Source organism: Primorskyibacter flagellatus (genome assembly GCF_900176485.1).
Classification (GTDB): domain Bacteria; phylum Pseudomonadota; class Alphaproteobacteria; order Rhodobacterales; family Rhodobacteraceae; genus Primorskyibacter; species Primorskyibacter flagellatus.
This window is the reverse complement of the sequence record NZ_FWYD01000001.1, coordinates 128,082-148,515: the sequence shown is the minus strand read 5'-3', so window position 1 is coordinate 148,515 and position 20,434 is coordinate 128,082. Positions and strand designations below refer to the sequence as shown.

14 protein-coding genes are annotated in these 20,434 nt (G+C 63.1%); 7 read left to right on the top strand and 7 right to left on the bottom strand.

All coding sequences use genetic code 11. The features are described 5' to 3' along the window. Positions 1 to 204: 204 nt before the first annotated feature. Positions 205 to 1,497 carry a serine--tRNA ligase gene (serS, locus tag B8991_RS00665; RefSeq protein ID WP_084349879.1) on the top strand — a complete coding sequence of 431 codons (1,293 nt, stop codon included), beginning with the start codon at positions 205 to 207 and terminating at the stop codon, positions 1,495 to 1,497. Positions 1,498 to 1,509: 12 nt separating this feature from the next. After that, positions 1,510 to 2,211, top strand: coding sequence for a hypothetical protein (locus tag B8991_RS00660; protein WP_084349878.1), 702 nt, complete (start codon positions 1,510 to 1,512; stop codon positions 2,209 to 2,211). 95 nt (positions 2,212 to 2,306) lie between these two features. Here the strand turns inward: B8991_RS00660 and B8991_RS00655 are convergent, their stop codons facing one another. The 4 genes from B8991_RS00655 to B8991_RS00640 form a co-directional block, all read right to left on the bottom strand. Next, positions 2,307 to 2,543, bottom strand: coding sequence for a hypothetical protein (locus tag B8991_RS00655; RefSeq protein WP_084349877.1), 237 nt, complete (start codon positions 2,541 to 2,543; stop codon positions 2,307 to 2,309). Between the two features lie 457 nt (positions 2,544 to 3,000). Next, complete coding sequence (gene der, locus B8991_RS00650; protein ID WP_084349876.1) at positions 3,001 to 4,470, bottom strand: ribosome biogenesis GTPase Der; 1,470 nt, start codon at positions 4,468 to 4,470, stop codon at positions 3,001 to 3,003. A gap of 48 nt (positions 4,471 to 4,518) precedes the next feature. Then, on the bottom strand, positions 4,519 to 5,859 hold the full coding sequence (locus B8991_RS00645) for a PQQ-like beta-propeller repeat protein (RefSeq protein ID WP_328588437.1): 1,341 nt from the start codon (positions 5,857 to 5,859) through the stop codon (positions 4,519 to 4,521). A gap of 55 nt (positions 5,860 to 5,914) precedes the next feature. Further along, complete coding sequence (locus tag B8991_RS00640) at positions 5,915 to 6,580, bottom strand: hypothetical protein (RefSeq protein ID WP_084349874.1); 666 nt, start codon at positions 6,578 to 6,580, stop codon at positions 5,915 to 5,917. 252 nt (positions 6,581 to 6,832) lie between these two features. Here B8991_RS00640 and B8991_RS00635 point away from each other — a divergent pair, with 252 nt between their 5' ends. Beyond that, positions 6,833 to 8,125, top strand: a complete 1,293-nt coding sequence (locus B8991_RS00635; protein WP_084349873.1) for an efflux RND transporter periplasmic adaptor subunit — start codon at positions 6,833 to 6,835, stop codon at positions 8,123 to 8,125. Beyond that, positions 8,122 to 11,853 (top strand): efflux RND transporter permease subunit, encoded by a 3,732-nt coding sequence (locus B8991_RS00630; RefSeq protein WP_084349872.1) that lies wholly within the window; start codon positions 8,122 to 8,124, stop codon positions 11,851 to 11,853. Before B8991_RS00635 ends, B8991_RS00630 begins: the two co-directional genes overlap by 4 nt. Before the next feature lie 40 nt (positions 11,854 to 11,893). On the opposite strand, the gene B8991_RS00625 is transcribed toward B8991_RS00630, so the two are convergent. The 3 genes from B8991_RS00625 to B8991_RS00615 all read right to left on the bottom strand — a co-directional run bounded on the left by B8991_RS00625 (position 11,894) and on the right by B8991_RS00615 (position 16,771). Next, complete coding sequence (locus B8991_RS00625; protein ID WP_179141396.1) at positions 11,894 to 13,078, bottom strand: multidrug effflux MFS transporter; 1,185 nt, start codon at positions 13,076 to 13,078, stop codon at positions 11,894 to 11,896. Positions 13,079 to 13,264: 186 nt separating this feature from the next. Beyond that, complete coding sequence (locus B8991_RS00620; RefSeq protein WP_084349871.1) at positions 13,265 to 15,121, bottom strand: ABCB family ABC transporter ATP-binding protein/permease; 1,857 nt, start codon at positions 15,119 to 15,121, stop codon at positions 13,265 to 13,267. A 105-nt stretch (positions 15,122 to 15,226) separates the two neighbouring features. Further along, positions 15,227 to 16,771, bottom strand: coding sequence for a LysM peptidoglycan-binding domain-containing protein (locus tag B8991_RS00615; RefSeq protein ID WP_179141395.1), 1,545 nt, complete (start codon positions 16,769 to 16,771; stop codon positions 15,227 to 15,229). Positions 16,772 to 16,904: 133 nt separating this feature from the next. On the opposite strand from B8991_RS00615, the gene B8991_RS00610 reads away from it, so the two are divergent. The 3 genes from B8991_RS00610 (at position 16,905) to B8991_RS00600 (ending at position 20,356) form a co-directional block, all read left to right on the top strand. Then, positions 16,905 to 17,492: an LOG family protein gene (locus tag B8991_RS00610; protein WP_084349869.1), complete on the top strand. Its 588-nt coding sequence runs from the start codon at positions 16,905 to 16,907 to the stop codon at positions 17,490 to 17,492. 317 nt (positions 17,493 to 17,809) lie between these two features. Further along, positions 17,810 to 19,018: a multidrug effflux MFS transporter gene (locus B8991_RS00605; protein ID WP_084349868.1), complete on the top strand. Its 1,209-nt coding sequence runs from the start codon at positions 17,810 to 17,812 to the stop codon at positions 19,016 to 19,018. A 123-nt stretch (positions 19,019 to 19,141) separates the two neighbouring features. Further along, positions 19,142 to 20,356 (top strand): NADP-dependent isocitrate dehydrogenase, encoded by a 1,215-nt coding sequence (locus B8991_RS00600; protein WP_084350286.1) that lies wholly within the window; start codon positions 19,142 to 19,144, stop codon positions 20,354 to 20,356. Positions 20,357 to 20,434 lie beyond the last annotated feature (78 nt).

Below are 20,434 nucleotides of genomic sequence, written 5' to 3'. Positions count from 1 at the left end.
AAAACAGCGGCAGTCCGGCAAAACACATGCGGAGTCAGGCAATCGCGCAGCGTTGCGGGTTGCGTCCAATGCACCTCACGGGCAAAACATGGGCGGCGCGCCCCTGACATGCGCAGCACAACAGCGTCAAAACCGCCAGTACCGCCCGCGCGAATTCTGGTGCATAACGCCGCACAGAACGATTCATCACGAAGGACCAGACAGATGCATGACATCCGCGCCATCCGCGAAAACCCGGCTGCTTTTGACGCGGCGCTGTCCCGCAGAGGCGTTGCGCCGGTGTCGTCGGATGTTCTGGCCATCGACGAGGCGCGCCGTGCCGCGATCCACGCCGCAGAGACCGCACAGGCCGAACAGAACAAGGCGTCCAAGGAAGTGGGGGCCGCCAAGGGCCGCGGTGACGAGGCAGAGTTTGAGCGTCTGCGTGCCTTGGTGGCCGCGAAAAAGACCGAGATGGCGGACATGCAGGCGACGGCAAAAGCCGAGGATGAGCGGCTGACCGCGCTGTTGTTGACCCTGCCCAACCTGCCGCATGACGATGTGCCGGACGGGACCGACGAGGATGACAATGTCGAGACGCACCGCTGGGGCACCCCGCGCGCGTTCGATTTTGACCCAAGGGAACATTACGATCTGGCGGGCGTGAAACCGGGCATGGATTTCGAGACCGCCGCAAAACTGTCGGGCGCGCGGTTTGTCGTGCTGTCGGGCGGTGTCGCGCGCATTCACCGGGCGCTGGCGCAATTCATGCTGGACACGCATGTCGAGGAAAACGGTCTGTCCGAAACATGGACCCCCGTGCTGGTGCGCGAAGAGATGATGCTGGGCACCGGGCAATTGCCGAAATTCGGCGAGGACAGCTATCAGACGACGAATGGCTGGTGGCTGATCCCGACCTCCGAGGTGACGCTGACCAATATCGTGAACGGGTTGACGGTGGACGAAGACACCCTGCCCCGCCGTTATGTCGCGCATTCGCAATGCTTCCGGTCCGAGGCTGGTTCTGCGGGCCGTGACACGGCGGGCATGCTGCGCCAGCACCAGTTCGAGAAGGTCGAGATGGTCAGCGTGACCCATCCCAATCACAGCCGCGCGGAACTGGACCGCATGACGGAATGTGCACAGGGCATTCTGGAACGGCTGGGCCTGCCTTACCGGACGGTTGCGCTCTGCACCGGCGATATGGGCTTTGGCGCGCGCCGCACCCATGACATCGAGGTCTGGCTGCCCGGACAGGACGCTTATCGCGAGATCAGCTCTGTCTCGGTCTGCGATGCGTTTCAGGCCCGCCGGATGAATGCGCGGTTCAAACCCGCAGGCGGCGGCAAGCCGGAATATGTGCACACGCTCAACGGCTCTGGCCTTGCGGTGGGGCGTTGCCTGATCGCGGTACTGGAGAACGGCCAGCAAGAGGATGGCTCGGTCGATCTGCCAGAGGCGCTGCACCCTTGGCTGCGCGGCAAGACCCGGCTGAGCGCCGATGGCACATTGGTCTGAGGAGCACACTGCATGACACGAGTCTGGGCCCCCCTCGTGCTGCTGGCGGCGGTGGGTTTTGCCGCCTCTCCCTTGCTGTCGCAGGGGTTCAGCGGGTTCCCTCCTGACCGCTTTCCGGTCCCGCAGGTCAACCCGCCCGTGCAGCCTGCGGGGTACGCGTTCTCGATCTGGGGGCTGATCTATGCGTGGCTCATTGCCGGCAGCGGCTTTGGCCTGATCCGCCGGTGGGACGATCCAGATTGGGCACCGATGCGGCCCTGGCTCTTTGCCAGCATGGCGGTGGGAGCTGTCTGGATTCCGCTGGCCAACCTCTCGCCGGTCCTTGCCACGGTGCTGATCTTCATCATGCTTGGCACGGCATTGATGGCATTGTTCAAGTCGGGCGATACCGACCGCTGGTGGCAACAGGCGCCGATCGCGGTCTATGCGGGCTGGCTGACAGCCGCCTCGGCAGTGTCGGTCGGGCTTTTGCTGGGCGGATATGGCTGGTTGTCGGAAACCCCCGCGGCGCTACTGGCGCTGAGCCTTGGGTTGGCAGGTGCTGTGGCCACGCAATATTTCCTGCACCGTGCACCCAGCTACGGCATCACCATCATCTGGGCGCTGGTGGGGATCGTGGTTGCCAATTCCGACCCGCTGAACGTGGCGGTGACGGCGCTGGCCGTCATCGGCATTCTGGTGATCCTCGCCCTGCGCGGCACCGATACCGAATAGACCCGAAAGCCAAGAGGCACCGGGTTGCGCGCCTTCTCAGGCACGCCCCCGGTGCGCGACGGGCCCCCGCTGCAAGGCGGAGGCCCTGCCGTCAATTATTCAGCGACAACACCGGCTTCGCGCGCGGCGGCCAGCTCGTCGGCATCGACTTCACCGTCACCCGACGTGTCGATCTGGGCAAACCCATCCTCGGTCAGATCGGGATAGGCCGCCTGAAGCTCTTCCATCGAATAGGCTCCGCTGGCATCCATATCCTCGACCATGGTCTCGGCATGAACCTGTGCTGCACCAAGAGCAAGGACAGTTCCGAGTGTGAGTGCTGCGAGTTTCATAAGTCTTCTCCTAGGTTGAGTTGCACGGCCATTCATGGCCGCGAAATCGACGGCGTTTCGTCCGTCATGCCCATGACAAAGCCCTCTTTCGCGCCCCTTTCAAGCCCAACCGGAGCGCTTTGGGCACCGCCCGTGAAATCGGCAGATAGGTGCCACCGACAGGCAGAAGATTGCCGAAAAACCCGGCGGAAAAATGCATCGGCATCCGGTTTTGACCAGCTCTGCGCGGACCCCCGCCAAGCCTGCGTGCAGGTTCCCGCCGCCTCTGTCGTCAAACCCGCCAATGGCAAGATTTCGCTCGTAAATTTCCTTCACCAAGGGCTCCGTCGTGATGGCTTCTTCTTGGTAAAAATACTCGAATCGAAACAGCCTTCCGGGGTCCCTACCCGAAAGGCTGTCGCGTCACGCTGCAAATTGCTGAAAAAAGAGCGCGCGGAAGCGCTCAATCTGAAAACCGCTACTTCGAGCGCTTGCCCAGATGCTTGGTCAGCGCGCCCGCATTGGTCTTGCGGCGGCCCTTGAAGGGGTTCTTGTCGCTTTGGCCGCGCATGAACAGCCGGATCGGCGTGCCGGGCATGTCGAAATCCTCGCGCAGCCCGTTCACAAGATAGCGCGAATAGCTGGCAGGCAGCTTGTCGGGATGCGAGCACATCACCACGAAGCCCGGCGGCCGGGTCTTGGCCTGTGTCATGTAGCGCAGCTTGATGCGCTTGCCCTGTGGCGCGGGCGGCGGGTGCTGCTCCAGCATGCCGGTCAGCCAGCGGTTGAGCTGCGCGGTGGATACGCGGCGGTTCCAGACATCATGCGCCTTCATGATCGCGGCGTGCAGCCGGTCCAGCCCCCGGCCCGTCTTGGCCGACACCGTGACCAAAGGCGCGCCGCGCAATTGCGGCAGCAGACGTTCAAACGCTTCCTTGAGATCGCGCAGCTTGCCCTGCCGGTCTTCTTCGATGTCCCATTTGTTCACGGCGATCACCACGGCGCGGCCTTCGCGTTCGGCAAGGTCGGCAATCCGCAAATCTTGGCTTTCGAACGGAATTTCGGCATCCAGCAGCACGACGACCACCTCCGCGAATTTCACCGCGCGCAACCCGTCTGATACGGACAGCTTTTCCAGCTTGTCCTGCACCTTGGCCTTCTTGCGCATGCCGGCCGTGTCGAAAATCCGGACCGGCGTGCCCTCCCAACTGGTGCGGCTGGAGATTGCATCGCGGGTGATCCCGGCCTCGGGCCCGGTCAGCAGTTTCTCTTCGCCCAGAATCTGGTTGATCAGCGTCGATTTGCCGGCATTGGGCCGGCCGACGACGGCGATCTGCAATGGTTTCGCATCCGTAATGGGACGCAGCGCCGGGCCGTCTTCGCCAGCCTCGGCTTCGTCCTCGTCCAGTGTCACATCGACCTCTGGCGCATCCTCGGCGGCCCGTTCGGCAAAACCGTCAGCCAGCGGCATCAGATGCAAATAAAGGTCGTTCAACCCTTCGCCATGTTCGGCGGACAGGCGGATGGGTTCGCCCAGGCCAAGGCTGTATGCCTCGATCACGCCGGCATCGGCGGCAGCGCCTTCGCCCTTGTTGGCCGCCAGGATCACATGTTTGGCGCGTTTGCGCAGGATTTCGGCAAACACCTCGTCCGTGGTCGTCACGCCCGCACGGGCGTCGATCATGAACAGGCAGATATCGGCCATATCCACCGCGCGTTCGGTCAGCTTGCGCATCCGGCCTTGCAGGGATTCGTCCGTGGCCTCTTCAAGACCGGCGGTGTCGATCACCGTAAAGCGCAGGTCGGCAAGGCGGGCATCGCCTTCGCGCAGGTCGCGCGTCACCCCCGGCTGGTCATCGACCAGAGCAAGGCGTTTGCCGACAAGGCGGTTGAACAGCGTGGATTTTCCCACATTCGGGCGGCCCACGATGGCGAGGGTGAAGGACATTTTCAGGCTCCAAGGCGCGTCAGACAGCCCCGATAGCGCAATTCGGCGTCAACGGAAAGCGTGGAGTTGCCCATTGGACGACACGACATAGAGCACACCGCCCATGACGATGGGCCGCGACGTCGCGCCACCGGGTATCGCAGTGCTGCCGACCAGCGCGCCGCTGACCGGGTCAAAGCTGCGGATCTGCCCGTCCGAGGACGCGATGACCAGCCGGCCACCAGCAAGGATCGGACCGAAATGCGCGTGGATCGCCTTGCGTTTGCGCGGGCGATTCTCGCGGGTATAGCCGGGCAGTTGCGCCGCCCAGATCCGGCTGCCGTCAGTGGCGTCCAGACGCAAAAGCTCGTTGCGGTCGGACACGAAGAACACCGACCCGCCGGTGACCCAAAGCGCATCCAGCGCCCCGTCCCGTGCGGTCCAGATCCTGTCGCCGCTATCGGCGTTCAGCGCCATGGTGCGGCCCGAATGCGTGCCCGCGTAAAGCACATTGCCGACCTGCATCGGATCGCCTGTCACATCGCCGATGCCAGCCGCGGCATAGCCCGCCCGCTGACCGGCAAGCGAGGCGTTCCACAGCCGGATGCCGCCTTTGCGGAAGGTCGATTGCACCTCGTTGGAGCCGAAGGAGAACACCACCTGCTTGTCGCTGACCACGGGTGCGGGGCCACCTGCGACGTTGTTCACGTCCGAAAGCCCGTCAACCTGCCAGCGGATGCGGCCGGTATCGGCCTCAAGCGCCCAGGCGGTGCTGTCGCCCGCGACCAGATAGACGATGCCGTCATGATAGCTGGGCGTGCCTGTGCCGCTGGCTTGCAGTTTCTGTTGCCATTTCTCGGCACCGGTTGCCGGGTCGAGCGCCGTCAGGGTCCCGAAGCCGGACGAAACGTAAAGCGTGCCGTCCCCAAGCGCCAGACCGCCGCCGCCCGCATCGCCCGCGCCATCGCGCGCCGGGGTCAGTGAGGTCTGCCACAGCGTCGCGCCGCCGGTCGATGTCGCGGTCACGGTCGAGGCGCTGTCCATGGTAAAGATGCGTCCAGATCCGCCGACGGGATCGGTCGAGATCCGCGCCCGGCGTTTGTCGCCTTGCCCGATACTTGTGGACCAGACCGGGGTCAGGTTGCGGCCCAGCTGCGCGTGGTCAACGCGAAACAACGCGCTGCCCGCGGCTTGCGGCCAGCTGCCATTGGTGGACATGGCAGGAAGGCGGATCGGTGCCTCGCGGTTGATGCCGTCATTCAGCGCATCGGCCTGATCGACAAAGCCATCCTCGGCCTGCAAGACCTCGCGCAGGTCCAGCCGTTCGCCCGGCAGGATCACTTCACGTTCTCCACAGGCACCAAGCAACATCAGCCCGGCCAAACCGGCCATCCCGCTAAATTTCAGCACAGCATCGTCCCCTTATCGTCCTGCTTCACGGATTTGCGCCCGTCGGTCGCCTTGCCTACCCGGCGGAAACTTCGCCCGGCGTGCCACCAAGCGCAACAATCAACTGTGTTGCCCGCCGACGCAAGCCCGAGGTGATCTCGGCATCTTCGAGAAGCGCCTGCAAGCGGGTCAACGCCGCGTCACGCTCGCCGGTTTCAATATCAATCAGCGCAAGCTGTTCTTCGGCCAGAAGACGCACCGGGCTGCCGGGCGTGGCCAGCCCTTCGAACCGCAGGCGTCGGTCTTCGACAGTGATGTCCGTGCCGCCGCGTGTCAGCGCCTTGTAGGCCGCGATCTGGCGGTAGATTTCGGGAACTTCCGCATCGGCGCTGATCGCATCAAGGCTGTTGCGCGCGCCCGCATCATCCCCGGCACTCGCCTGTTCGGACGAGGTCAGCAGATGCAGCAGCGCCTTGCCGCCGGGGGTCGGCGCGTCGATCGCGGTCAGGGCCGAAACCCGTTCCTGCGCGTCGTCCTGTTCCAATGCAGCCAGAATCGCATCGCCCAGCTGTTCGGCAGAGGCCCGGGCGCTGGCCTTGCGCCATTCGTTCCAGGCCGCCCCGCCCACCAGCAGGATCACGACCAGCACCGCAATCCAGCCATAGCGCTTCATCAGCGCAAAAAGCCTGTCGCGGCGGACCTCTTCGGTCACCTCATCAATGAAACTGTCGGAATTGCTCACAAGCGGCCCCTGTCTGCGATTGGGTAGCGGTCTATACCACTGGTTTTGCCCCCTCTTAACGGTTGCGGCGCTGCGTGCCAAGGCCGCATGAGAACGCGGCTGCACAGCCGAAGCAATGTCGTTTCACTGGTGCCTTGCGCGGCGATGTAGAAAAGTTTATTTTGAACCAAACAGTTCAGCGCATGTCTTTCGACATGGTCCTTCCGGGGGGATCGGTCGGGGCGGACAGGCCATCCCATTGGAAGGATAATCATGCGGATCGTTTCGATCGTCACCGCTTTATTGGTGTCCGCACTTTTGTTTGCCATTGTTTTTCAGCGTGAGGCGTTACTGGATTTTGCGCGCCAAGCAACACCCGAAGCCCTGATGCGCGGCGACACGCCCGGCACGGGGGGCACCGACAAGCAGGCAGAACCGCAAGCGACCGCCGCAACCGAGGCCGCATCGGAAAATGCCGCCGAACTGGCCCCCGGCACGGTGTCGGTGATCGCACGGCACTCGGTCGCGCGCGAAGTTGACAGTGCGGTTGTGTTGCGCGGCGAGACCACCGCCGCCCGGCAGGTCGATGTCCGGGCCGAAACCACCGCACGCGTCGCGTCAGAGCCACTGCGCAAGGGATCGTTCGTGAACGAGGGCGAGTTGCTGTGCCAGCTTGAACCGGGCACCCGCGAATCCGCGCTGGCCGAAGCCGAGGCACGTCTGGCAGAGGCCCGCGCCCGAGTGCCAGAGGCGGGTGCCCGCGTGGCAGAGGCGCAGGCGCGGCTGGAAGAGGCGAAGATCAACGACAATGCCGCCTCGTCGCTGCAACTGGACGGGTTTGCCTCGGCGACGCGGGTGGCAACCACCAAGGCGGCGGTCAGCTCTGCCGAGGCGACGGTCGAATCGGCCAAATCCGGTCTGGAAAGCACACAGGCCGGCATCCAGGCCGCCGAAGCCGCCGTGGCCTCGGCGCGCAAGGAAATCGAACGGCTGGAGATTCACGCGCCCTTTGCCGGGCTGCTGGAAAGCGACGGTGCCGAACTGGGCAGCCTGTTGCAGGCCGGCGGCATCTGCGCCACCGTCATTCAGCTTGACCCGATCAAGATGGTGGCCTTTGTGCCGGAAACCGAGGTCACTCGGATCGAGATTGGTGCGCCTGCCGCGGCCCGCCTGACCGGGGGCGAGGAAACCAAGGGGCGTGTCACCTTTCTGTCGCGCAGCGCCGACGAGACCACCCGCACCTTCCGGGTCGAGGTTCAGGTGCCCAATGCAGCACTGGCGCTGCGGGCAGGCCAGACCGCCGAGATCCTGATCGAGGCAGAGGGTGCGATGGCGCATCTGCTGCCGCAATCGGCGCTGACGCTGAACGATGAAGGCGCGCTTGGCGTGCGCACGGTTACGGCCGATGACGCGGCGCAGTTCATACCCGTCACCCTGCTGCGTGACACGCGCGAAGGCGTGCTTGTCACTGGTCTGCCGGACAAGGTGGATGTCATCACCGTCGGGCAGGAATATGTGGTCGACGGCGTGCCGGTGGCCGCGACCTACAAAGAGGTCACGCAATGACCGGTATCGTCGACTGGGCCGCCGAACATGCCCGGATGGTCATCGCCTTCATTTTCCTGTCGCTGGCGATCGGCGTGTTTGCCTATGCCATGCTGCCCAAGGAGGGCGAACCGGATATCGAGATCCCGGCGCTGTTCGTGTCCGTCCCCTTCCCCGGAATCTCTGCCGAGGACAGCGAGACATTGCTGGTCAAGCCGATGGAGACCGAGCTGGCCGATCTGGACGGGTTGAAAACCATGTCGGCCACCGCGTCCGAGGGCTATGCCGGGGTCGCGCTGGAATTTGAATTCGGCTGGGACAAGACCAAGACCATGGCCGATGTCCGCGACGCCATGAGCAATGCCGAGGCAGGCTTTCCAGTCGGGGCAGAGCAATATTCGATCAATGAGATCAACTTTTCCGAATTTCCCATCGTCATCGTCAATCTGACCGGCGCCGTGCCCGAACGCACCATGACCCGCGTCGCCAAGGAATTGCAGGACCGGGTCGAGGGGCTGGACGCGGTGCTGGAGGCGGCCATCGCGGGCAATCGCGACGAGATGCTGGAAGTGGTGATCGACCCGCTGCGGCTGGAATCCTACAATGTCACCGCAGGCGAGCTGATTTCCGTCGTGCAGAACAACAACCAGCTGATCGCCGCCGGCGAGGTCGAGACCGATCAGGGCACGTTCAGCGTCAAGATCCCGTCCAGCTTTGACGATGCCAGCGACGTCTATAACCTGCCGGTCAAGACCAATGGCGACCGGGTGGTGACGCTGGGCGATCTGGCGCAGATCCAGCTGACATTCGAGGACCGCACCGGCACGGCGCGCTTCAACGGCCAACCGACGGTTGCGCTCCAGGTGGTCAAGCGCAAGGGCTTCAACCTGATCGACACCGCCGCCGAGGTGACGCGGGTCGTCGAGGAGGCGCAGGCCGATTGGCCGCCCGAATTGCAGGCTGCCGTCAAGGTCGGCACCTCCAACGACCAGTCGCGCACCGTGGGGTCGATGGTCAGCCAGCTGGAAGGGTCGGTGCTGACGGCGATTGCGTTGGTGATGATCGTGGTGCTTGCCTCGCTGGGCACGCGACCCGCGCTGCTGGTGGGCTTTGCGATCCCGACCTCGTTCATGCTGTGCTTTGCCTTTCTGGCGATCATGGACATCGCGATTTCCAACATCGTGATGTTCGGGTTGATCCTTGCCGTGGGGATGCTGGTCGATGGCGCCGTTGTGGTGGTGGAATATGCCGACAAGCGGATCTCGGCCGGGGTTGGCCCGATGCATGCCTATGTCGAGGCGGCCAAGCGGATGTTCTGGCCGGTCGTGTCCTCGACCGGGACGACGCTGTGTGCCTTTCTGCCGATGCTGTTCTGGCCGGGTGTGCCGGGGCAGTTCATGGGCATGTTGCCGGTGACGCTAATCTTCGTGCTGTCGGCCTCGCTGGTGGTGGCGCTGATTTTCCTGCCGGTGATGGGCGGCGTTACGGGGCGGTTCTCGCGGATGCTGGGCAATGCCAGCGCCACGCTGCGCCGCAATCTGCCGTGGCTGGCCCGCGCGGCGCTGGTGCCGGTGGCGATGCTTGCGCTGTTCGCGGCTGCCATGCAGGCGCTGAACTCCGATTACCTCTTGCCCTTTGGTCCGTTGGTGGGATGGGCTTTTTCCGATGCGGGTGGTGTGCTGGGCATCGTCGTCGGCGTGTTGGCGCTTGGCCTGCCCTTCGTCTTGGCGGCCGTCTTCGCCTCCATCGTGATGGGGGCCGCAAAGATCGAACGCCGCGCCACCCGCGTGCAGGGGCGTTATCGCCGTCGTCCGTTTGGCTGGCTGATCTGGCTGATCGCGGGCAACCCGGTGATGCCGCTGGTGACCATCGCGGCGGTCGCGATTTTCGTGGGCAGCGTGTTTACCTATTTCGGTGCCAACAATAACGGCGTGGATTTCTTTGTCGAAAGCGAGCCGGAACAGGCCATCGTTTATGTCCGGGCGCGCGGCAATCTCAGCCTTGTCGAAAAGGACGGTCTACTGGCCGAGGCCGAAGAGATCGTGCTGGCCCATCCCGGCGTGCAGACCGCCTTTGCCTTCGCGGGCGATGGCGGGCTGAATTCCAACACCGGCGGCGCGCAATCCCCCAAGGACACGATCGGCCAGATCCAGCTGGAGACCGTGCCGTGGGAGGATCGCCGCGACGTGCCCGAGCTGGATGGCGATGTGGTGCTGGCCGAACTGACCGAACAATTGGAAGCCCTGCCAGGTATCGAGATCGAGATCCTCAACCTCGCCATGGGGCCTGCCAGCGGCAAGCCCGTGCATCTGCGCCTGAAAGGCGACAATTGGGAGGATCTGCTGACCGCAACAGAGATCGCGCGCGCCCGGTTCGAGGAAACACCCGGCCTGACCTTGGTCGAGGACACGCGCCCCCTGCCCGGCATCGACTGGCAGATCGACGTGGATGTGGAAAAGGCAGGCCGTTACGGTGCGGATGTGGCCACCGTGGGCGCGATGGTGCAACTGGTGACGCGCGGCATTCTGCTGGACACGATGCGCGTTGACAGTTCCGACGAAGAGATCGAGATCCGTGTGCGCCTGCCGGAAAAGGACCGGGTGCTGACAACTCTGGATTCGCTGAAAGTGCGCACCGGCGACGGGCTGGTGCCACTGTCCAATTTCATCACGCGCAAACCCGTGGCCAAGCTGGCAGAGATCAACAGGATCGACCAGAAACGCTATTTCGACGTGAAGGCGGATGTGGTGGACGGGTTGGTATCCTTGAAGGACGTGCAGAGCGACGCGTTGGTTGGTATCGGGCGCGCACGGATGCACGACAGCACCGGCACGCCGGATATTCCGGGCGGCGATTTTGGCTATGACATCGTGTCACTGTCCGATCCGTCCGCACCTGTCGATGCCGATACGCTGAAAACGGTGCCGCTGAACGCCAATGAACGCATTGCCGTCCTGACGGGCTGGCTGGACGGTAGTCCATTCCCGTCTGACATCACATGGGAATGGACCGGCGATCAGGAGGATCAGGCCGAAAGTCAGGCCTTTCTCGGCAACGCCTTTCTGGGCGCGCTGGGGCTGATGTTCATCATCCTGCTGGCGCAGTTCAACAGCCTTTACAACTCGGTCCTGGTGCTGCTGGCGGTGGTGCTGTCCACCACCGGCGTGCTGATCGGGATGCTGGTGATGGATCAAAGCTTTTCGATCATCATGACCGGCACGGGGATCGTGGCGCTGGCCGGGATCGTGGTGAATAACAACATCGTGCTGATCGACACCTATCAGGATTACGCGCGCTACATGCCGCGGATCGAGGCGATCATCCGCACCGCAGAGGACCGCATCCGCCCGGTGCTGCTGACCACGATCACCACGATGGCGGGGCTTGCGCCGATGATGTTCGGGCTGAGCCTAGATTTCATCAATGGCGGCTATTCGATCGACAGCCCGACCTCTCTTTGGTGGAAACAGCTGGCGACTGCGGTGGTGTTCGGGCTGGGCATCGCCACGGTGCTGACGCTGGTCGTGACACCGTCGATGCTGGCGCTGCGGGTCTGGTTCGTCGCCTATATCGGCTGGTTCGCACGGTTGCTGGCCAAGCTGTCGCTGGGCCGGTCCAGTGCGGCCGCGCAGGACTGGGCGCTGCGCCGTGCCGCGCGGCGCATCAAGGCACCGACCATCCTATGGGAAGACACGCCAGAGGCCGCCCCCGCGCCGGGCAGCCATGTGGCGCTGAAGGCGGCCGAGTAACCACCAGCCGCAAGCGCCAACACGGACCTTGCGGCCGGGCCTATGCCACGGCCGCCTGTTCGCTCACCAGCAGGCGGGAGAGACCAAAGGCAATCCACGCACAGATCGCGATGGCCACCACCATCGGCAGCGCCGTGCCGTCGAAGAACGGGCCGACCAGCGCGATCATCGCGCCGCCTGCCAGCATCTGCATGGTGCCCCCCAGTGACGAGGCCAGCCCGGCGATCTCGCCATGCGGATCAAGCGCAAGCACCATGGTTGTCGGGATGACCAGCCCGAGGCAGGCATTTCCCAGAAACAGGCAGCCGATCAGGACATAAAGGCTTGCAAACCCGGACAGCGTCAGCACCAGAAGCAATGTAGTGAAGGTGGCAAACCCCATGACGGCGCGGCGGATCACCTTTTCGGGGCCAAGCTGCTCGCCCAGACGGGCCGCAAGCTGCGACGCTCCGAAAAAGCCGACGGCGTTGACGGCAAACGCAATGCTGAACCCGGTGGGTGTCAGGCCATATTGTCCGGAATAGACAAAGGGCGCGCTGGCAATGAAGACGAAAAAGCTGGCCATGCCAAAGCCACCGATGAAGGTCATGCCCAGAAATGTCCGGTCGCGCAGCAAGATGCCAGCCCCGCGCCACAGCGAGGCCAGGTTGATCGGGACGCGCTTTTCAACAGGCAGTGTTTCGGGTTGCAGCGCCGCCGTCAGGGCAAGGCTGAGGACCGCGCCGCCTGCAAGCACCCAGAAGATCACCCGCCATTCCGCAAAGGCCAGCACGATGCTGCCCGCCAGCGGTGCCAGCATCGGCGACACGGAAATCACCAGCATCACCAGCGCCATCAACCGGGTTGCGGCATTGCCGGTCAGCATGTCGCGGATGACCGCGCGGGGCACCACCATGACCACCGAAGCGCCGATCCCCTGCACAAACCGCAACGCCGTCAGCGCCACAATGCTGTCGGCCATCGCACAACCGATGCTGGCGAGCGAAAAGATTGTCAGCCCGACATAAAGCGGCAGCTTGCGGCCCACCTGATCCGACCACGGGCCGTAGATCAGCTGCGCCAGTCCGAACGAGATGAAGAAGGCCGTGATCGTCGCCTGCGTCGCGGTTTCCGATACGGCCAGATCAGCCGCAATGGCGGGCATCGCAGGCAGGAACATATCGATCGCGAAGGGACCAACGGCAGAGAGCAGGCCCAATACGAGGGCGGCGCGAAACAGTGACATGAGGGAATCCTTTCCCCATTGCCCTAGCGTGCCGCTCTGCGATGCTCAACCCCGTCTGCTGACAGTATTTGTCAGCAGACGGGTAAGCGTTTTGTGATCAGGCAAATTTGTGCTTTCGACGCATCAGGCGGTTGCTGTTACGATCTGAAAAACCGGTGTTGGCAGGATCTGTGCAGGCTGGTCACCTCAAGCCACGTCATCTTCCTCTTCAGCCTGCTGGCGCGCCCAAAGCTGGGCGTAGCGTCCGGCGCGGGCCAGCAGATCTTCATGCGTTCCCTGTTCGACCACCTCACCCGCTTCCAGCACGACGATGCGATCGGCGTCGGCGATGGTGGACAGCCGGTGCGCGATGGTGATGACCGTGCGGCCTTCGGCGGCCCGCGACAGCGCGCCTTGGATCTCGTGCTCGGTTTCGGTGTCCAGCGCCGAGGTCGCCTCGTCCAGCAGCAGGATCGGCGGGTTCTTAAGCAACGTGCGGGCAATGCCAACGCGCTGCTTTTCGCCGCCCGACAGTTTCAAGCCGCGTTCGCCCACGGCGGTGTCATAGCCTTCGGGCAGCGAGGCGATGAAGTCGTGGATCTGTGCGGCGCGGGCGGCCTCGATAATCTGCGCCTCGGTGGCGCCGTCGCGGCCATATGCAATGTTATACCGTATCGTATCGTTGAACAGCACCGTGTCCTGCGGCACCACGCCAATCGCGTCATGCACGCTTTGCTGGGTCACGTCGCGCAGATCCTGCCCGTCGATGCGAATGGCCCCGCCATCGACATCATAAAAGCGAAACAAAAGCCGCCCGATGGTGGATTTGCCCGACCCCGACGGCCCGACCAGCGCCACGCTTTCACCCGCCCCGACCGTCAGCGAGATGCCTTTCAGGATATGACGCTCGCTGTCATAACCGAATTTCACATTGTCAAAGCTGACCACCCCGCCCTTCACGGCCAGCGCGGGCGCGGCGGGTTTGTCCTGAACCTCGGCGGGCTGTTCCAGCAGATCGAACATCTGGCCCATATCCACAAGGCTTTGGCGGATTTCGCGGTAGACCGTGCCAAGGAAGTTCAGCGGCATGGTGATCTGGATCATGTAGGCGTTGACCATGACAAAATCGCCGACCGTCAGGTTGCCCGACTGCACCCCCATCGCCGCCAGCACCATGACCACCACAAGCCCGGTGGTGATCAGCAGGGATTGGCCGAAGTTCAGAAACGCCAGCGAGGTCGCGGTCTTGATCGCCGCCGTCTCGTAGCCCTCCATCGCCGCGTCATAGCGCCGGGCTTCGCGGTCCTCGGCACCGAAATACTTGACGGTTTCAAAATTCAGCAGGCTGTCGATGGCCTTTTGGTTGGCGTCGGTGTCCTGATCGTTCATCTGACGGCGCAGCTTGACCCGCCATTCGGTCACCGCAAACGTGAACCAGACATAGAGCGCGATGGTCACGACCACGGCCGCCAGATACCAGACATCGAAGACGAAGAAGAAGATCCCGGCGACGAGCAGAAGCTCCAGCAGCAATGGGCCGATGCTGAACAGCATGAAGCGCAGAAGGAAGTCCACGCCCTTGACGCCGCGCTCGATGATGCGGCTCAGCCCGCCGGTCTTGCGGGTGATATGATAGCGCAGGCTGAGACGGTGGATATGGGTGAAGGTTTCCAGCGCCAGCATCCGCAGCGCCCGCTGCCCGACCCGCGCGAAGATCGCGTCGCGCAACTGCTGAAACCCCACCGACAACAGTCGCGCCATGCCATAGGCGATGGTCAGCCCGACGGCCCCCAGCATCAGCGGCGAGACACCCTCGCCGCTCAGCGCGTCAACCGCGCCCTTGTAAATCATCGGCGTGCCGACCGCGATCAGCTTGCCCAGGATCAGCGTTGCCATGGCCCAGACAACCCGGTGGCGCACCCAGGCAGGATCTTTCGGCCAAAGATATGGCACGACCTTGCGAATGGTGCGCAGGGAAGAGCGGCGCTCCGCCCGGGCTAGATTTGCCTCGGTGGATTCGCGGCTTTCGTCAGCGGCGGCGGCGGCGGTGGTATCTGCGGGCATGGGGACGTCTTTCTGCTTCAAGACTGCCGAGATAGTCTGTGCAATGCGGAAAGACCAGTGCCACACCTGCCTGCGCAGCCCCTGTGCGCAGGCAGGTGTGGCAGGTTATTCGGGCGTTGCGGTACTGCCGGCATCGCCGGTATCGTCATCCGGCAAGGCAAAGATCTGACCGGGATAGATCAGGTCGGGATTGCGGATGCGGTCGGCATTGGCGCGGAACACGCGGACATAGAGAAAGCCGTCGCCATAACGGTCATTCGCAATCGCCCAGAGCGTATCGCCGGGCTGCACCGTCAGCGCCTGCACCTGTTGTGCGCCGGTTCCCAACCCTGCCGCCAGGGATGCAGGCGACTCGCGCTTGAACGGGCTTTCCACGCGACTGATCACGGTGCCGTCGTCATCGACCTCGTCGATGCGCAGCGTGTAGACGCCGCTATCGACATCCGGAAGCTCTGCCCGCCAGTTGCCATTCTGTGCGATCCGCGAGGTGGTGACGAAGGTGTTGTCAAGATAGACCCGGACAAACCCCTGCGCTGAGCCGCGCCCCGACAGCGCCACATCGCCGGCCTCGGAATAGGTGATCGCATCCAGTGCCACGGCCTGCATCGCGCCGTCCGATGGGGTCTGTAGCACGCGCAGGCCTTCGCGGTTGGCCAGGATCACCGTCGGGGCCTGTGGTGTCGGCGCAGGCACCGTATCAGGCTGTGGCACGCTCACGGCGGTCCGCGCCAGCGCGTCCGGTTGGGTTTCCGTCGGGCTTATCCTGCCTGACACGCCGATCGCGTCACTTGACCTGAGAGTTGTTGATGCGGGACGATTGGTCCTGCCTGTCGCGGGAGCCTCAACAGCAATACTGTCCCCTGATGCGCCGGCCATCGTCAGCCCGGTTTCTTGCTCGTCCTGCGCGATTGCTGTCGGGTCGGTTGCCGCATTCATCCCGGCGCGCGCCGTTGTCCTGGCCATGTCGTCGGGCATTTCGTGGGTATCGGGAGGGGCGGGAATGTCGGCGGCAGATTGCTCTGGCGTTTGGGTCTTCTGCTTCGGCGAGGCGACCGCGCCGTTCGGCCCGGTGCCGGGCTGCGGCACCTTTGCGCCCGACACTTCAGCCTTTCGCCGCGCCGGTTCCACCGACGCGAGATCTTCGGGGGGCGCGACAGATCTTGGCGCAATGATGACCCGGTCTTCGGAGTCGACTGTGCCATCCCTGGTCACCAGTCGAAGGCTCAGCACGCGTGGCAGATCGTTCGGTGGCAAGGACAGAAAACTGACGAAGCGTCCCGTGCCGTCAGCTTCGACATTGTCTTTTTCTTGCCCGTCGAGCAGTACAAGCACTCCCGCCCCGGCCGTTGCGGTCCCGGCAATCAGCGCCGCCCCGTCCGGGTCCACCCGGACGATATCGAAACCGGGCGGCGTTTGCGGCTCTGCCCCCGCCTGCGGCGCGACCGGATCATCTGCCGTCGGCGCATCCGCAGCTCTGGCCTTCTGCGGTGCCTTCGACGTTTCTGCCTGCGATGTTTCTGCGACGGGCATGTCAACCGGCGACGATGCAGGCCTGTCCCCAGAAAAGAACACCAAGGCGAGAATGGCAGCGGTGCCTGTCCCGCCGATTGCAGCGACGCCACCAAGCGTCATGCCGGCCACCTTGTTCATGGCGATCCTTTTCGTGCCCGGAGACCGGATAAATGACGACAGTATGCCAGAAAGACACCTGCCCGGTTGAGAGTATATATCAACAAGGCTATCAGGAATCAAAACTTTGGAAAACCTATCGGAGCACGCCCACATGGCCAAGTCGTCCACCCGGTCCGTCTGTGTCTATTGCGGTTCTCGCAGCGGCGACGACCCCGCCTTTCACGACGAGGCGGAGAATCTGGGCACCGCGCTGGCGGCCGAGGGCTGGCGGCTGGTTTACGGCGCGGGCGATGTCGGGCTGATGGGCGTCGTGGCGCGCGCGGCGCAAGCGGCAGGCGGCGACACGTTTGGTGTGATCCCCGAGCATCTGCTGCGCGCCGAGGTCGGCAAGGTTGATCTGACCCGCTTTATCGTTACCGAGACAATGCATGAACGCAAGAAGGTCATGGTGATGAACGCCGACGCAATCGTGGTCATGCCCGGCGGTGCAGGATCGCTGGATGAATTTTTCGAGGTGCTGACATGGCGCCAGTTGGGCCTGCACGCAAAACCGATCGTCCTGCTGAACGTGAACGGCTACTGGGACCCGCTGCAAGCGTTGCTGGATCATGTGATCGCGCGCGGCTTTGCCGACGCGTCCTTGGCGGCGTTCGTTACCAGCGCCACGTCTGCACGCGACGTGACACAGACGCTGCGCGACGCCCTGTGCCCTGACGCGCTGGCGCAGACGCGCGGATGAATCACCGACATATCCCCTGAACAACTGCATTTTCGGTGGAAGCCGGCCAGGTATCGGCCCGGCGGCATCGTCCGAAGATGACCCTGCCCAACCCGCAGACGCAGCCTTGTGAACAGGATCTTGAAATACGTTTGCTGTAAATATCACTGACACGCGACTCTCGCGACAACACCGCTTGTGAGAAGGCGGACAGGCCATGTGCTATTTTTGACAGGTATTGCACTGGTCAAGGCTAAAAAATGGGCATAGGCAGGCTGAATGCGCCCTCCCTGTCACGGCAGGTCCGAGGCGCATTGCACTGAAATCAGGACTGCGCCATGCCACACCGCCTTTCACAGTTTGAGTTCGTTGCGTTGATGGCAATGATGGTATCCACCATTGCGTTCTCAATCGATGCAATGCTGCCCGCCCTGCCCGAAATCGGAACAGAGCTTAGCCCCGGTTTCGAAAATCGCGCGCAGTTGATCCTGACGACATTTGTGCTGGGCATGGGGCTTGGAACGCTTGTCACGGGGATGCTGTCGGACCGGTACGGGCGCAAACCCGTGCTGATGATCGGGGCCGTTGTCTACGTTCTGGCATCCGCTGTGGCCTGGGCCGCGCATTCGCTGGAACTGATGCTGGCGGCGCGCCTGGTACAAGGCTTGGGTGCCGCCGGACCGCGCATCGTGACACTGGCAATCATCCGCGATTTATATGCCGGGCGCGGGATGGCCAAGATCATGTCCTTCATCATGATGGTGTTCACATTGGTGCCGGCCCTCGCCCCCCTGATGGGCGCGTTCCTTATCGCGCATTCCGGCTGGCGGGCGATCTTTGTGGCATTTGTGGTGTTCATGGGGCTTGCCTGCCTGTGGCTGGCCCTGCGCCTGCCGGAAACCCTGCCCGTCGAGGAGCGGCGACCGATGCGTCTTTCGGCCTTGAAACAGGCGCTGACGGAATTGGCGATGCACCCCACCGTGCGGCTGTCCATTGTCGTGCAGACCCTGTGTTTCGGGATGCTGTTTTCAATGCTGTCGTCGGTCCAGCAGATCTATGACATCACCTTTGGGCGGGGCGCGGAATTTCCGTTCTGGTTTGGGATCGTCGCGGTATTGGCAGGGACGGGCAGCCTGTTGAATGCAGCGCTGGTCGGACGTCTGGGAATGCGGTTTCTGGTGACGGTGACACTGGCGGCTCAGGTCGGGTTGTCCGGTGCCATGGTGCTGCTGAGCATGGCTGATCTGCCGGGCAATCTGGGGTTCGCTGCTTTCGTGATCTGGCAGATTTCGGTGTTCTTTCAGGCAGGCATGACCTTGGGCAACCTCAACGCCTTGGCGATGGAGCCCATGGGCCATATCGCGGGTACGGCTGCCAGTGTGATCGGCGCGGTTTCAACTGTGTTCTCTGTCGCACTGGCGATCCCGCTGGGCTTGATGTTCGACGGCACCACCCTGCCGCTCGCCCTGGGTGTTTGCGCGATGGCACTGGCTTCGCTGGTCATCATGTTGCACATGCGCCGCGTCGAACGTGGTCTGCCCGCTTAACGCGCGTTTTTCGGACGCACCCGCGCAAAAAACCGCATTGCGGAAAGCAGGTCTTTGCCGCTGCACGCGCATGCGGTAGGGATCGGGCAGGTTTACCAGTCAGCCAGCGCGAAAGAGGCCCCAATGTCAAAGATCAAGGTGCAGAACCCGATTGTCGAGCTTGACGGCGACGAGATGACCCGGATCATCTGGGATTTCATCAAGCAAAAGCTGATCCTGCCATATCTGGACATCGACCTGCTGTATTACGATCTGGGCATGGAAGAGCGGGACCGCACCGATGACCAGATCACCGTGGACGCCGCACAAAAGATCAAGGAAGTCGGCGTTGGCGTGAAATGCGCCACCATCACGCCGGACGAGGCACGGGTCGAGGAATTTGGCCTGAAAAAGATGTGGCGCAGCCCCAATGGCACGATCCGCAACATCCTGGGCGGGGTGATCTTTCGCCAACCGATTATCTGCAAGAACGTGCCGCGGCTGGTGCCGGGCTGGACCAAGCCCATCGTGGTTGGACGTCACGCTTACGGCGACCAGTACAAGGCCACGGATTTCCGCTTTCCGGGTGCGGGCAAGATCACGCTGAAATTCGAAGGTGCCGATGGCGAAGTGATCGAACGCGAGGTGTTTGACGCGCCCGACAGTGGCGTCGTCATGGGCATGTATAACCTCGACAAGTCGATCTATGACTTTGCGCGTGCGTCGCTGAATTATGGTCTGAACCTTGGCTGGCCCGTGTATCTGTCGACCAAGAACACGATCCTGAAAGCCTATGACGGACGGTTCAAGGACATCTTTGAAGAGGTCTATGAGGCCGAATTCAAAGAGGCGTTCGAGGAAAAGAAGATCTGGTACGAACACCGGTTGATTGACGATATGGTCGCCAGCTCGCTGAAATGGTCGGGCGGCTATGTCTGGGCCTGCAAGAACTATGACGGCGACGTTCAGTCAGATACGGTCGCGCAGGGTTTTGGCTCGCTGGGGCTGATGACGTCGATCCTGATGACACCGGATGGAAAGGTCGTGGAATCCGAAGCCGCGCATGGCACGGTCACGCGGCACTACCGCCAGCACCAGAAAGGCGAGCAGACCTCGACCAACTCCATCGCGTCGATATACGCGTGGACAGGCGGCTTGAAGCACCGCGCCAAACTGGACGGGAACGAAGCGCTCAAGGGCTTCGCTGAAACGCTGGAGCGTGTGATCATCGAGACTGTCGAGGCCGGGCATATGACAAAAGATCTGGCGCTGCTTGTCGGCCCGGATCAAGGCTGGTTGACCACGATGGGCTTTCTGGAAAAGATCGAAGAGAACCTGAACAAGGCGCTTGCGGGATAAAGTTGTTCCTTGACTGTGCGCCCATACGGGCGCGCAGGGTTCATTTTTGCGTACACGCAGATGGGGGCGCGCCCCCGT

Coding starts and splice junctions, on each gene's coding strand:
- B8991_RS00615 (WP_179141395.1), bottom strand. CDS start 16,771: ATGAACAAGGTGGCCGGCATGACGCTTGGTGGCGTCGCTGCAATCGGC.
- serS (WP_084349879.1), top strand. CDS start 205: ATGCATGACATCCGCGCCATCCGCGAAAACCCGGCTGCTTTTGACGCG.
- B8991_RS00610 (WP_084349869.1), top strand. CDS start 16,905: ATGGCCAAGTCGTCCACCCGGTCCGTCTGTGTCTATTGCGGTTCTCGC.
- B8991_RS00655 (WP_084349877.1), bottom strand. CDS start 2,543: ATGAAACTCGCAGCACTCACACTCGGAACTGTCCTTGCTCTTGGTGCA.
- B8991_RS00620 (WP_084349871.1), bottom strand. CDS start 15,121: ATGCCCGCAGATACCACCGCCGCCGCCGCCGCTGACGAAAGCCGCGAA.
- der (WP_084349876.1), bottom strand. CDS start 4,470: ATGTCCTTCACCCTCGCCATCGTGGGCCGCCCGAATGTGGGAAAATCC.
- B8991_RS00635 (WP_084349873.1), top strand. CDS start 6,833: ATGCGGATCGTTTCGATCGTCACCGCTTTATTGGTGTCCGCACTTTTG.
- B8991_RS00600 (WP_084350286.1), top strand. CDS start 19,142: ATGTCAAAGATCAAGGTGCAGAACCCGATTGTCGAGCTTGACGGCGAC.
- B8991_RS00625 (WP_179141396.1), bottom strand. CDS start 13,078: ATGTCACTGTTTCGCGCCGCCCTCGTATTGGGCCTGCTCTCTGCCGTT.
- B8991_RS00630 (WP_084349872.1), top strand. CDS start 8,122: ATGACCGGTATCGTCGACTGGGCCGCCGAACATGCCCGGATGGTCATC.
- B8991_RS00605 (WP_084349868.1), top strand. CDS start 17,810: ATGCCACACCGCCTTTCACAGTTTGAGTTCGTTGCGTTGATGGCAATG.
- B8991_RS00660 (WP_084349878.1), top strand. CDS start 1,510: ATGACACGAGTCTGGGCCCCCCTCGTGCTGCTGGCGGCGGTGGGTTTT.